Origin of the sequence: Enterobacter sp. PL1 (genome assembly GCF_945957325.1) — a bacterium.
Classification (GTDB): Bacteria; Pseudomonadota; Gammaproteobacteria; order Enterobacterales; family Enterobacteriaceae; genus Enterobacter; species Enterobacter roggenkampii.
The window spans coordinates 117,891-130,417 of record NZ_CAMFKT010000005.1; the positions used below are offsets into that span (position 1 = coordinate 117,891).

The following is a 12,527-nucleotide window of genomic DNA, read 5'->3' on the forward strand; positions in this document are numbered from 1 at the left end:
GCGTCCGGCTTTTGTGGCTGGTGGCTTACCAGGCGACCGTTCATGCAAACTGCACAAACGATCATTAAAAATTATCGCCGAAAACGCGTTATCGTCTGCGTGACGGTTGCGCTCCTCACGCTCATCCTGACGCTAGGCATTCGCTTTATCTCCCAGCGCAACGTTAACCAACAGCGGATCCTCGATTTTACCAGCCATACCGTTCGCGCCCTTGATAACGTTCTGCTTTCCCTGGAAAACCACCGCAACGTGCTGCAGCCGCTGGTGGGGCAGCCCTGCCCGCAGGTGCAGCTGGCGCTGCGGCAGCAGGCAGCCATTTTGCAGACGGTACGCTCCATTGCCCTGATCGAAGACGGTATCCTGTACTGTTCGAGTATTTTCGGCAGCCGCAGCGAGCCTGTGCGTGACGTCCTTCAGGAGCTCCCTGCCAGCACGGCGAAGCTGATTTTATCGACCGACCAGTGGCTGCTTAAGGGCAGCCCTGTTTTGATCCAGTGGTATCCCGTCTCTCAGGACGGTGAAGATGGCGTCGTCGAGATTATCAATATCGACCTGATCGCCAGAATGATCCTTGAGCCCCAGCGTCCGCTCATCAATGACGTGGTGCTGACAGTCGGCAATCGCTTTTTACGCTACGGTCAACGCGTCACCGACAGCCTGATGTTTGATGAGGAGAGCGCCCTTTTCCAGCAGTCTTCAACCCAAAATCCTTTCACGATTACGGTCGGCGGACCTGGCCCCGGAGAGTTAGCCTTAAAAAGCCTGCCCGCCCAGCTGCCGCTGGGACTGATGCTCAGCCTGCTGCTGGGCTATCTCGCCTGGCTGGCGACGGCAAACCGGATGAGCTTTACGTGGGAGATCGATATGGGCATTGCGGCTCGGGAATTTGAGCTTTTCTGCCAGCCGCTGGTGAATGCCCGCACCCAGGCGTGCACTGGCGTGGAGATCCTGCTGCGCTGGAATAACCCCCGTCAGGGTTGGATCACCCCGGAGGTGTTTATCCCTCTGGCAGAAGAACATAACCAGATTGTCCCCCTGACCCGCTACGTCATCGCCGAAACGGTGCGCCAGATAGGCTACTTCCCGTCCAGCCCCGGTTTTCACATCGGCATTAACGTCGCCGCCAGCCATTTCCGCCACGCAGTATTGATTCAGGATCTGAACCGTCTCTGGTTCAGCGCCTGTCCGCGCCAACAGCTGGTAATTGAACTCACGGAACGGGATGCGCTGCTGGACGCGGATTATCGCATCGTGCGCGAACTGCATCGCAAGGGCGTGAAGCTTGCTATCGACGATTTCGGCACCGGGAACAGCTCCCTCTCCTGGCTTGAAAAGCTGCACCCGGACGTCCTGAAGATTGACCAGTCTTTTACGACCGCCATCGGCACCGATGCCGTGAATTCAACGGTGACGGATATGATTATCGCGCTGGGCCAGCGGCTGAATATCGAACTGGTGGCGGAAGGGGTTGAGACTGAGGAGCAGGCGCGCTATTTACGCCGTCACGGCGTACCTGTGCTGCAGGGATTTTTCTATGCGCGGCCGATGCCGCTGCGGGACTTTCCAGACTGGCTGGCGGGAAGTGCTCCCCCGCCAGCACGTCATAACGGGCACATCGTGCCCTTAATGCCGCTGCGTTAAGCAGACTTACTCATCTTCATCGTGGGCAGATTGTTCTTTAACAATGCGGACCATATCAACGCGATAGTCGTTGGCTTCGACAATGGTAATGTGCAGCGGCGGCAGCTCAATCACATCGCCGACGCGCGGGATCTGCCCGTTCACGGCGATAACCAGACCGGCAACGGTCGCGATGTCTTCTTCATCGTTAACCACGTTTTCCAGCCCCAGCGTGTGCGAGAGCGCGTGCAGGTCGGTCGTACCTTTAACCAGCCAGCCTTCGCCATCGGCAACAATTTCCGGCGTTTCGTCTTCATCCGGGAATTCACCGGCAATCGCTTCCAGCACGTCCAGCGGCGTCACCAGCCCCTGCACCACGCCAAACTCGTTGGTGACGATAACAAAGCTACCGCGCGCGCGGCGCAGCACACCGAGCAGGTTGATCGGATCCAGCGTTTCCGGCACCACAATCGCAGGCGATGCGGCAGCAACGGCTTCGACGTTAACGCCTTCTTCCAGAGCGACAAGCATCTCTTTTGCCCTGACCACGCCGATGATCTCATCCAGCTCGCCGCGACACACCGGGAACAGGCTGTGCGGTGAAGAGAGCAGCTGCTGGCGAATTTCATCCACGCTCAGGTTAGCATCGACCCAGCTGATCTCCCCGCGCGGCGTCATGATGCCGCGCAGCGAACGGGAGGCCAGGGAGAGCACGCCGTTAATCATGTAGCGTTCCTGTTCCACAAACGCCCCTTCCGGCACCGGAACCGGGTTGTGGTTTTCGGAATCAGACTGAACGTTCACCTGACGACGACCGCCCATCAGACGCAGAATGGCATCCGCGGTACGGGCGCGCAGCGGCTGATTTGACTGCTGCTTAATAAAGTTACGACGCGCAATCTGGTTGAACAGCTCGATCAGGATCGAGAAGCCAATCGCAGCGTACAGGTAGCCTTTCGGAATATGGAAGCCAAAGCCTTCCGCCACCAGGCTCAGACCAATCATCAGCAGGAAGCTCAGACACAGCACCACCACCGTTGGATGCTGGTTCACGAAACGCGTCAGCGGTTTCGACGCCAGCAGCATGACCGCCATCGCAATAACCACAGCCGCCATCATGACCGGCAGGTGGTTCACCATGCCGACCGCCGTGATCACCGCATCCAGCGAGAAGACCGCATCCAGCACCACGATCTGCAGCACCACTACCCAGAAGCTGGCATAGCCTTTACCGTGACCATCATCGTGCTGCCGGTTTTCCAGCCGCTCATGGAGCTCTGTCGTCGCTTTAAAGAGCAGGAATATCCCCCCGATCAGCATGATCAAATCACGGCCGGAGAAGGTGTAATCCATGACGGAGAACAACGGTTTGGTCAGCGTGACCATCCACGAGATAACGGAGAGCAGACCCAGTCGCATGACCAGCGCCAGCGAGAGACCAATCAGACGCGCTTTATCACGCTGTTTTGGCGGCAGCTTATCCGCAAGGATGGCGATAAACACCAGGTTATCGATGCCGAGAACAATCTCCAGCACCACCAGCGTGAGCAATCCTACCCAGATTGACGGGTCCATTAAGAATTCCATGACAAGCTCCTGCTAAAGGAATGACGAAACGGTGCCCCACTCAACGTGGGCAAAACAGAGGCAGACAGAGTCGATACGTGGCGAGGATCGCCGGTGAAAAAGGCGCGAAATGGCCTGAAAGATGACTGACGTCGGTGACGGTCCATATAGTGGGCTGTAGCCCTATACTCCTGAACAATTAAACGGAGGCTAAACATATCAGACACAATGCATTTTTAGCAAAGATTTACGTTCCTTTGCAAAGATCTGTAACACAGTGGCTGTACCCTTAAGATAAATCTGTCGCGCGTGGCTAAATTACGGATCTTCATCACATAAATTATTTTTTCACTATCTAAAATAATTCGCGGAAGTCTTAGTTTTTGAACTCTAACCCTTATCTGAATCGATTCGGTTCGCCAATACGATTCTCAGTACGACTGCCCGGCAGGCGTATTAATGATAATAAAAGGAGGTAGCAAGTGACCATTGCTATTGTCATAGGCACACATGGTTGGGCTGCTGAGCAGCTACTCAAAACGGCAGAGATGCTGTTGGGCGAGCAGGAAAACGTCGGCTGGATCGATTTCGTTCCCGGTGAAAATGCCGAGACGCTGATTGAGAAGTACAACGCTCAACTCGCGAAGCTGGATACCAGCAAGGGCGTGCTGTTTCTCGTTGATACATGGGGCGGCAGCCCGTTCAATGCTGCCAGCCGCATTGTCGTCGATAAAGAGCACTATGAAGTTGTCGCCGGGGTCAATATCCCCATGCTGGTGGAAACCTTCATGGCGCGCGACGACAATCCGTCTTTCGACGAGCTGGTGGCCCTGGCCGTTGAAACGGGCCGTGAAGGGGTGAAAGCCCTGAAAGCACAGCCGGTGGAAAAACCTGCCCCTGCGCCCGCAGCGGCACCGAAAGCGGCAGCGCCGGCAAAACCGATGGGTCCGAATGATTACATGGTGATTGGCCTTGCGCGTATTGATGACCGCCTCATCCACGGTCAGGTTGCAACGCGCTGGACCAAAGAGACCAACGTTCAACGCATTATCGTGGTCAGCGACGAAGTGGCCGCCGACACCGTTCGTAAAACCCTTTTGACTCAGGTTGCTCCGCCTGGCGTTACCGCGCACGTCGTGGATGTCGCCAAGATGATCCGCGTTTACAACAACCCGAAATATGCGGGCGAACGCGTAATGCTCCTGTTCACTAACCCGACAGACGTAGAGCGCATTGTTGAAGGCGGCGTGAAAATCACCTCCGTTAACATTGGTGGTATGGCCTTCCGTCAGGGCAAAACGCAGGTCAACAACGCCATTTCAGTTGATGCGAAAGATATCGAGGCATTCAACAAGCTGAATGCGCGCGGTATTGAGCTGGAAGCCCGTAAGGTTTCCACGGATCAAAAACTGAAAATGATGGATTTGATCGGCAAAGTTGGGAAATAAGCCCGCGCCGGTTCTCACATAAAGTTTATGTAATAGGAGAAGTGCAATGGAGATTACCACTCTTCAGATTGTACTGGTGTTCGTCGTCGCATGTATTGCGGGTATGGAATCCGTACTTGATGAATTTCAGTTCCACCGCCCTCTGGTGGCCTGTACGCTGATTGGGGCCGTTCTGGGTGACATGAAAACCGGTATCATCATCGGTGGTACCCTGGAAATGATCGCCCTGGGCTGGATGAACATCGGTGCGGCAGTTGCGCCTGATGCCGCGCTGGCCTCTATCATTTCGACCGTTCTGGTTATTGCCGGTCACCAGAGTATTGGTGCAGGTATCGCCCTGGCGATCCCACTGGCAGCCGCAGGCCAGGTTCTGACCATCATTGTTCGTACTATCACCGTAGCCTTCCAGCACGCAGCGGATAAGGCCGCCGAAAACGGCAACCTCACGGCACTGTCGTGGATCCACGTTTCTTCCCTCTTCCTGCAGGCGATGCGTATCGCGATCCCGGCGGTTATCGTTGCGATCTCCGTCGGTACCAGTGAAGTCCAGAGCATGCTGAACGCCATTCCTGAAGTGGTCACCGGTGGTCTGAACATCGCGGGCGGCATGATCGTGGTCGTTGGTTATGCGATGGTCATCAACATGATGCGCGCAGGCTACCTGATGCCGTTCTTCTACCTCGGCTTCGTGACCGCGGCATTCACCAACTTCAACCTGGTTGCACTGGGTGTGATTGGTGCGGTAATGGCGATTCTCTACATCCAGCTCAGCCCGAAATATAACCGCGTCGCGGGTGCCCCAGCGCAGGCTGCTGGTAACAACGATCTCGATAACGAACTGGACTAACAGGTGAGCGACATGGTTGATATGACAAAAACTACCACCGAGAAAAAACTCACTCCGGGTGATATTCGTGGCGTGTTCATCCGTTCTAACCTGTTTCAGGGTTCATGGAACTTCGAACGTATGCAGGCGCTGGGTTTCTGCTTCTCCATGGTTCCGGCAATCAAACGCCTGTATCCGGAAAATAACGAAGCGCGCCGTCAGGCCATCAAGCGTCACCTGGAATTCTTTAACACCCATCCTTACGTTGCGGCCCCCGTACTGGGCGTAACGCTGGCGATGGAAGAGCAGCGTGCGAACGGTGCAGAGATTGACGATGGTGCCATCAACGGTATCAAAGTCGGCCTGATGGGCCCGCTGGCCGGTGTCGGTGACCCGATCTTCTGGGGTACCGTGCGTCCGGTCTTCGCGGCACTGGGTGCCGGTATCGCGATGAGCGGCAGCCTGCTTGGCCCTCTGCTGTTCTTCATCCTGTTCAACGCCGTGCGTCTGCTGACCCGTTACTACGGCGTGGCCTACGGCTACCGTAAAGGGGTGGACATCGTTAAGGACATGGGCGGCGGCTTCCTGCAGAAACTGACTGAGGGGGCGTCAATCCTCGGCCTGTTTGTCATGGGGGCACTGGTTAACAAGTGGACGCACGTGAACATCCCGCTGGTGGTATCGACCATCACCGGACAGGATGGTCAGACCCGCGTCACCACCGTACAGACGATTCTGGACCAGCTGATGCCGGGCCTGGTCCCGCTGCTGTTGACCTTCGCCTGTATGTGGCTGCTGCGTAAGAAAGTGAACCCGCTGTGGATTATCGTTGGCTTCTTCGTCATCGGTATCGCGGGTTACGCCGTCGGCCTGCTGGGTCTGTAATGCAATAACGTTAGACGCCGGGGGCTTGCCCCCGGTTTTTTTATCTGGAGGATGAATGACTGCCACGGACATCGTACTGGTTTTATTTATTATTGCCCTTCTGGCTTATGCGATCTATGACGAGTTCATCATGCCGCGCCGTCACGGCGAGACGCTGCTCTCCCTTCCCCTGCTACGACGCGGGCGCGTGGATGCCTTTATCTTCGTGGGCCTCATCGCCATTCTTATTTATAATAACGTCACCAGCCATGGTGCATTATTAACCACATGGTTATTATGTGCGCTGGCATTAATGGCGATTTATCTGTTCTGGATCCGCATACCAAAAATCATTTTTAAATCCCACGGATTCTTCTTCGCCAATGTATGGATAGAATATAACCGTATTAAAGAGATGAATTTATCCGAGGACGGCGTGCTGGTGATGCAATTAGAACAACGCCGCCTGCTTATTCGGGTGAAGAATATTGATGACCTGGAAAAGATATACAAATTACTCGTTAAGACTCAATGAGTTAGATATATAGCAATGGCTATAACTTGTCTTTATTTTGCGCAGGCAATATAGCCAAAGCTATATCCACACCGTTAATTTTATCTCTATTTGTTAACGATATTTTCACGCTTAAAGACAAATGAAAATCGTTATCAACAAACAATTTAAATAATGCCTCTTCATTGTTGTTTTATATTCTCAAAATATGTTAAGGTTGCGCCCGTCGTTGGGGAGTAGCCGATTTCCTGTTCGCAGGAAATGTACGTGTCAACATACTCGTTGAAAAACGTGGCACGTACGGATCGCTTACCGCATGTCTTATGTGCGTTGCGATCAGGCGAGACCATAGATACATCAACTGCTGTTTACTGGGGGCAGTGATGTGTCATATGGATATCCCCGGTCTGGACGCTGTTATGAATATCTCCGCTACGATCCTTCTCGCTTTTGGCATGTCCATGGACGCGTTTGCTGCTTCCATCGGAAAAGGCGCCACGCTCCACAAACCTAAATTCTCAGAAGCTCTGCGTACCGGCCTGATTTTTGGCGCTATCGAAACGCTGACCCCGCTTCTCGGCTGGGGACTTGGCATGCTCGCCAGCCAGTTCGTGCTGGAGTGGAACCACTGGATTGCCTTCGTCCTGCTGGTGTTCCTCGGTGGCCGAATGGTCATTGAAGGTTTTCGCGGCGGTGATGATGAAGACGAGGAGCCGCAGCACCGTCACGGCTTCTGGCTGCTGGTCACCACGGCCATTGCCACCAGCCTTGATGCGATGGCCGTCGGCGTCGGTCTGGCATTTTTGCAGGTCAATATTATCGCCACCGCGCTGGCTATTGGCTGTGCAACCCTGATTATGTCCACGCTGGGCATGATGGTCGGACGGTTTATCGGCCCGCTGCTGGGTAAACGCGCCGAGATCCTCGGGGGGATTGTGCTGATTGGCATTGGCGCCCAGATCCTCTGGGCACACTTCGCCGGTTAATCTTCGCGCTGCCAGACGTGGATGCTGAAGTCCGTCTGGCAGCGAAATGTTGAGTGTGCCGCTAACGTTTCCCATACCTCAGGTTTTGCCCGCCACGCGAACGGCGTCATCTGCAATAACGCGACGGCCTCTTCCCCTTTCAGCATCATTTCGTACGCCACCGATTCCGCCTGCTTCAGGGTAAAACCGGCCAGCTGTTCAGAATGAGGGGCATGGAGACGCACTTCGTCGTAGATCAGCCCTTTCAGCTCCATCAGATGACGCGGACCTGGCGTCACGGTGACCACCCATCCGCCCGGTTTCACGACGCGCGCCAGCTCCTCCGCCTTACACGGCGCGTAGATGCGGATAACCGCGTCCATGCTGGCATCGTCAAACGGCAGCCGGTGGCTGGACGCCACGCAGAACGTCACGTCGGTATAACGTTTTGCCGCCGCGCGAATGGCCACTTTGGACACGTCCAGACCGAATGTCTGTGCGCCCTTCTCACGAGCAACCTCCGCAAACCGTGCGGTGTAGTACCCTTCCCCACAGCCGATATCGAGCATGGCGGTGGCGGAAGCAGGCAGAATGTCATTCAGCCTCTGCGCGACGGTCTCCCGCAGCGGCAGATAGTGCCCGGCATCGAGAAACGCGCGGCGCGCCCGCATCATCTCTGCACTGTCGCCAGGATCGCGCGAGCGCTTATGCTGCACCGGCAGAAGATTCACGTAGCCTTCTTTTGCCCGGTCAAACTGATGCCCCTGCGGACAGGTATAACGTTTATCTGAGTGCGTCAGGGGGGCGTGGCAAAGGGGACAGCTGAAGGACATGGCAACTCCGGAGCATAATCAAAGGGCGAAGTGTACCGCTATTCGCCCCTGTTATAAACGCCCGGTTAGCGCATGACGATAAGGTGATCGGACCCCGCCGGTAATCCGTCAGGTTTGATATTCTCCAGACGCAGCACGTTACCCATAATCTCGCTGAAGACAGGCGCGGAGACGGCACCGCCGTAGTAGGCCCCGTTTTGCGGATCGTTAATCACCACCACCAGCGCAAAACGCGGATTGCTGGCAGGCGCAACGCCTGCGGTGTAGGCGACGTATTTATCGACATACTTCCCGCTATCGTCAATTTTCTTCGCCGTGCCGGTTTTCACCGCCACCCGGTAATCACGCACGGCAGCCTTAACGCCCCCGCCGCCCGGCAGCGCAACGCTCTCCATCATGTGCTCCACTTCGTGCGCAATCTCTTCCGGCATGACGCGGTGCCCGATAACGGGGGGATCGATGCGGGTGATGGAGAGAGGACGCTCAAGCCCGAACCCGCCAATCGTGGCGTAGACGTGGGCCAGCTGGAGCGGCGTGACCATCAGCCCGTAGCCGAAGGCAAAGGTCGCGCGATCGAGCTGGCTCCAGTATTTACGCTGTGGCAACAGCCCTGAACTTTCCCCCGTTAAGCCAAGCCCCGTATTGGTGCCAAAACCAAAGTTTCGATAGGTGTCAATAAGGTGCTGAACGGGCATCGCCAGAGAAAGCCGGGACACGCCGGTGTCGCTCGATTTTTGCAGGATCCCGGTCATCGTCAGCTCAGGGTAATAGCCCACGTCGCGAATGCGATGCCCGTCAAGGGTATACGGATGGGTGTCAATCACGCTGTCCGGCTGGACCAGGCCCTGCTGCAGGGCCGTCATCAGCACCAGCGGCTTGACGGTCGAACCGGGTTCGAACGTATCGCTGATCGCGCGGTTGCGGAAATCATTTATCGTCGCGCCTTCCCGATTATTGGGATTGAAATCCGGATAGCTCGCCATCGCGAGTATTTCCCCGGTTGGGATATTAATTAATACCGATGCCCCCGACTCGGCCTTGTTCCAGGCCACGGCATTGTCGAGCGCATCTTCGGTGATGGTTTGCAGCCGCTCGTCAATACTTAACTGAATGTTATGCGCCGGTGAGGGCGCGATTTCAGTCAGGTTTTCAACCACGCGCCCGTAGCGATCTTCCCTCACCTGACGTACGCCCGGCTTGCCGGTGAGTTGGGCGTTGAAGCTCTTTTCCACACCTTCAATGCCCTGCCCGTCAATATTGGTGAAGCCAATCAGGTTCGCTGCCACATGACCTGCAGGATAAAAACGGCGGGACTCGTCGCGTAAATTGATGCCGGGCAGATTCAGTTTATCGATCCACTTTGCCTGTGCCGGATCGACCTGGCGGGCAAGGTAAATAAAACGACCCTGCGGGTTGGCGTTGATGCGTGCCGAGAGCGTGCCGAGGGAGAGATGCAGCGCGCTGGCCAGCGCCTGCCAGCGCTCATCAAGGCTGACGCCCCCTTTTGCCAGCACCGTCTTAGGATCGGCCCAGACGGCCTGGACAGGCACGCTCACCGCCAGAGGGCGGCCCTCGCGATCCATTATCATGCCGCGCGGCGCATCAATCGCCAGCTGGCGGAGGGATCGCATATCTTCCTGCTTCACCAGATTGTCAGGCTTAATGATTTGCAGCCAGGCAACGCGGCCCAGCAGAAAAGCCAGACTACAAAAAATAGCTAAACAGAGCAGCACAAAACGCGCCGGCGTGAAATTTCCGACGGTCGCTATCGATTTCTTCTTCACCTGAACCCCAGGACTGTAAAACAACGCACTGATTTAACGGGAAAAGATGGGTTTAGGGTGGCAAAACAGTGCTACTAACCTCGCAGCTTTGCAACAAGTTACTAACAAGACCGTGGATGGTAATATTTTGAAAGATAAGGGACATAAAAAAGCCCCGCGACAGGCGAGGCTTTATGTCTGAAAGTGAAGTGCCGGGCACTTCAGTCAGCAGCGGTTCGATCAGATAGCAGTTACGTTAACTGCAGCTGGGCCTTTCTGGCCGTCCTGAATTTCGAACTCAACGTTCTGGCCTTCAGCCAGAGTTTTGAAGCCGTTACCCTGGATTGCAGAGAAGTGTACGAACACGTCTTTGCTGCCGTCAGCAGGAGTAATGAAACCAAAACCTTTAGACTCGTTGAACCACTTAACTTGACCTTTAATCTTTGCCATTTGCAAAATTCCTTAGAGTGTTTTCTTAGCCCGCAGGCATTAACTGAGATAAAACTGAGACATTACTGCATGAGGCACTAATATAAGGTTCGGCAGAGAAGCGGTATTCAACGACAACGTGTTTACTCAGGACTTCTTTACTGAAAATGCCACACATAAACAGAACTGTACCTCGTTTGACCCAAAACGTGTTATCACACACTATGTTTAATATGGCAAGCCATTTTTAAACATGTCTCGATCCGCCGCACAAATTCGAACAGTGCCTGTCAGGTTTTGCACAATTATGCGCATCGCGTACAGACAGCCCTGCTGCGTAACAAAGACCCAGCATTGCTTGCACAACCGCTGTAATCTAAGACTTTTTTAACATAGCTCATTCATTACGAACCGTCCAGCAACCAGGAAAAGAAATCTTTCGTCCTGATTGAGTTAGAACATTTTGTGAAAAGTTATGCTTAAATCATTGTAACGCGACCAAATTGTTTCAGAGAAAAAACACTGTTAAAAACCCGCTTCCATCTGTATTAAAATGCACCAGCGAATAAACAGCGTTATGCACCAAAATAATGAAATTTTTATGACTCTGCATCAAAAGAAGGCAAGCAAAACGTTTCGATAAAAATAAAACATTCCCAGGCGCGTTTACATCAAGAATATATGCAACAATTTATCGCTTCGTTTAGAAGGAGAAATATTCACCAATTTTCAGTATCCTGAAAGAATGATTAACTGGTGCTAAATTATCGAGCGCGTCAGTTAACTCCTGCACAGGTTCATCTAAAGCTTCATCTGCCAGTTCAAACACGCCCCAGTGAATGGGAAACGCCAGAGGGCAACCCAACTGCTGCCACAATGCCACCGCTGATTGCGGATCCATATGATGAACAGCCATGAACCATCGTGGGGCATAGGCACCAATCGGCAACGCGGCGGCATCTATCTGGCCCAGGCGTTCAGGAATCAACAACAGCTCAGGCGAATAGCCGGTATCACCGCTGAACCAGAAACGGTGATGCCATCCTTCCATCACCCAGCCGCACCATAAGGAACGATTGCGGTTCCATGGCGTGCGCATGCTCCAGTGCTGTGCCGGCACGGCGGTCAGCGTCATCCCCTGCCAGGTGAAACTCTGCCACCAGTCGAGTTCGACCACGCGTTTTGCTCCCCGGCGACGAAACCAGTCGGCCAGGCCCAACGGAACGAAACAACAGACCTCGGGAAAGCGCTTGAGGATTCTGCGAATGGTTGCGTCATCAAGATGATCGTAATGATTATGGGAGATGACAACCGCATCAAGCTGATGAAGTTGCTCGACAGACAGTACGGGAGGCGTTTTGCGCTGGGGTCCCAGGAAAGGCAGCGGAGAAGCACGTCGTGAAAACACCGGATCGGTAAGGATGATATTGCCGTCCAGCTGCAGCAACACGCTCGCGTGTCCGAGCCACCACACCCCATCTTCATGAGATTGCGCCAGCTCAACGGGTTGCCACCACTGGCGGATGAAATCGTCATAACCCAGCGCGGGCGGCTTCGGTAAACCGGCCTCTTTGCGCGCTTTACGCCAACGGTCAAGGTCACCGGGTTGATGTCCGACAGGAAGGGTATTACGAAAACCGTTCGGGGTATGATGTTTCAGGGAGGGGTCATACCAGGGATTTTTCCAGACCACAGCCAC

12 protein-coding genes, 1 pseudogene and 1 riboswitch are annotated in these 12,527 nt (G+C 54.6%); of the genes and pseudogenes, 6 read left to right on the plus strand and 7 right to left on the minus strand.

All coding sequences use genetic code 11. The features are described from left to right. Window positions 1-42: 42 nt before the first annotated feature. Window positions 43-1,641 carry a cyclic diguanylate phosphodiesterase gene (locus tag N6P30_RS06655; protein ID WP_023293939.1) on the plus strand — a complete coding sequence of 533 codons (1,599 nt, stop codon included), beginning with the start codon at window positions 43-45 and terminating at the stop codon, window positions 1,639-1,641. Between the two features lie 6 nt (window positions 1,642-1,647). Here the strand turns inward: N6P30_RS06655 and yoaE are convergent, their stop codons facing one another. Next, entirely contained in the window at window positions 1,648-3,207 is a 1,560-nt protein-coding gene (gene yoaE / locus N6P30_RS06660) for a CNNM family cation transport protein YoaE (RefSeq protein ID WP_008500492.1), read from the minus strand. Beyond that, window positions 3,195-3,404, minus strand: coding sequence for a protein YoaL (locus N6P30_RS24640; protein ID WP_071530947.1), 210 nt, complete (start codon window positions 3,402-3,404; stop codon window positions 3,195-3,197). Before N6P30_RS24640 ends, yoaE begins: the two co-directional genes overlap by 13 nt. A gap of 264 nt (window positions 3,405-3,668) precedes the next feature. Here N6P30_RS24640 and manX point away from each other — a divergent pair, with 264 nt between their 5' ends. The 5 genes from manX (at window position 3,669) to mntP (ending at window position 7,824) form a co-directional block, all read left to right on the plus strand. Beyond that, complete coding sequence (gene manX / locus N6P30_RS06665) at window positions 3,669-4,634, plus strand: PTS mannose transporter subunit IIAB (protein ID WP_008500491.1); 966 nt, start codon at window positions 3,669-3,671, stop codon at window positions 4,632-4,634. 46 nt (window positions 4,635-4,680) lie between these two features. Beyond that, a complete protein-coding gene (gene manY / locus N6P30_RS06670) occupies window positions 4,681-5,481 on the plus strand; it encodes a PTS mannose transporter subunit IIC (protein WP_008500490.1) in 801 nt (266 codons plus the stop codon). A gap of 12 nt (window positions 5,482-5,493) precedes the next feature. Further along, entirely contained in the window at window positions 5,494-6,345 is an 852-nt protein-coding gene (locus N6P30_RS06675; RefSeq protein ID WP_006810994.1) for a PTS mannose transporter subunit IID, read from the plus strand. A gap of 55 nt (window positions 6,346-6,400) precedes the next feature. Beyond that, window positions 6,401-6,859 (plus strand): DUF986 family protein, encoded by a 459-nt coding sequence (locus N6P30_RS06680; protein WP_023293940.1) that lies wholly within the window; start codon window positions 6,401-6,403, stop codon window positions 6,857-6,859. Window positions 6,860-7,057: 198 nt separating this feature from the next. Beyond that, window positions 7,058-7,247: riboswitch (yybP-ykoY riboswitch) on the plus strand. A gap of 10 nt (window positions 7,248-7,257) precedes the next feature. Beyond that, window positions 7,258-7,824, plus strand: a complete 567-nt coding sequence (mntP, locus tag N6P30_RS06685; protein WP_023293941.1) for a manganese efflux pump MntP — start codon at window positions 7,258-7,260, stop codon at window positions 7,822-7,824. Here the strand turns inward: mntP and rlmA are convergent. The 5 genes and pseudogenes from rlmA to N6P30_RS06710 all read right to left on the minus strand — a co-directional run bounded on the left by rlmA (window position 7,821) and on the right by N6P30_RS06710 (window position 12,521). Continuing rightward, window positions 7,821-8,636 carry a 23S rRNA (guanine(745)-N(1))-methyltransferase gene (gene rlmA / locus N6P30_RS06690; protein ID WP_023293942.1) on the minus strand — a complete coding sequence of 272 codons (816 nt, stop codon included), beginning with the start codon at window positions 8,634-8,636 and terminating at the stop codon, window positions 7,821-7,823. The two genes, mntP and rlmA, sit on opposite strands and share 4 nt — an antisense overlap. A gap of 65 nt (window positions 8,637-8,701) precedes the next feature. Continuing rightward, window positions 8,702-10,420: a peptidoglycan glycosyltransferase FtsI gene (ftsI, locus tag N6P30_RS06695; protein ID WP_023293943.1), complete on the minus strand. Its 1,719-nt coding sequence runs from the start codon at window positions 10,418-10,420 to the stop codon at window positions 8,702-8,704. Between the two features lie 219 nt (window positions 10,421-10,639). Beyond that, window positions 10,640-10,849 (minus strand): transcription antiterminator/RNA stability regulator CspE, encoded by a 210-nt coding sequence (gene cspE, locus N6P30_RS06700; RefSeq protein WP_001062678.1) that lies wholly within the window; start codon window positions 10,847-10,849, stop codon window positions 10,640-10,642. Between the two features lie 12 nt (window positions 10,850-10,861). After that, window positions 10,862-11,006: pseudogene (locus tag N6P30_RS06705) on the minus strand (DUF2627 domain-containing protein). A gap of 525 nt (window positions 11,007-11,531) precedes the next feature. Next, on the minus strand, window positions 11,532-12,521 hold the full coding sequence (locus N6P30_RS06710) for an MBL fold metallo-hydrolase (RefSeq protein ID WP_023293944.1): 990 nt from the start codon (window positions 12,519-12,521) through the stop codon (window positions 11,532-11,534). Window positions 12,522-12,527 lie beyond the last annotated feature (6 nt).

Excerpts from the sequence above, each read along its gene's own strand:
- mntP (WP_023293941.1), top strand. The coding sequence starts at position 7,258 with ATGAATATCTCCGCTACGATCCTTCTCGCTTTTGGCATGTCCATGGAC.
- cspE (WP_001062678.1), bottom strand. The coding sequence starts at position 10,849 with ATGGCAAAGATTAAAGGTCAAGTTAAGTGGTTCAACGAGTCTAAAGGT.
- N6P30_RS24640 (WP_071530947.1), bottom strand. The coding sequence starts at position 3,404 with ATGTTTAGCCTCCGTTTAATTGTTCAGGAGTATAGGGCTACAGCCCAC.
- rlmA (WP_023293942.1), bottom strand. The coding sequence starts at position 8,636 with ATGTCCTTCAGCTGTCCCCTTTGCCACGCCCCCCTGACGCACTCAGAT.
- N6P30_RS06675 (WP_006810994.1), top strand. The coding sequence starts at position 5,494 with ATGGTTGATATGACAAAAACTACCACCGAGAAAAAACTCACTCCGGGT.
- yoaE (WP_008500492.1), bottom strand. The coding sequence starts at position 3,207 with ATGGAATTCTTAATGGACCCGTCAATCTGGGTAGGATTGCTCACGCTG.
- N6P30_RS06680 (WP_023293940.1), top strand. The coding sequence starts at position 6,401 with ATGACTGCCACGGACATCGTACTGGTTTTATTTATTATTGCCCTTCTG.
- N6P30_RS06655 (WP_023293939.1), top strand. The coding sequence starts at position 43 with ATGCAAACTGCACAAACGATCATTAAAAATTATCGCCGAAAACGCGTT.
- manY (WP_008500490.1), top strand. The coding sequence starts at position 4,681 with ATGGAGATTACCACTCTTCAGATTGTACTGGTGTTCGTCGTCGCATGT.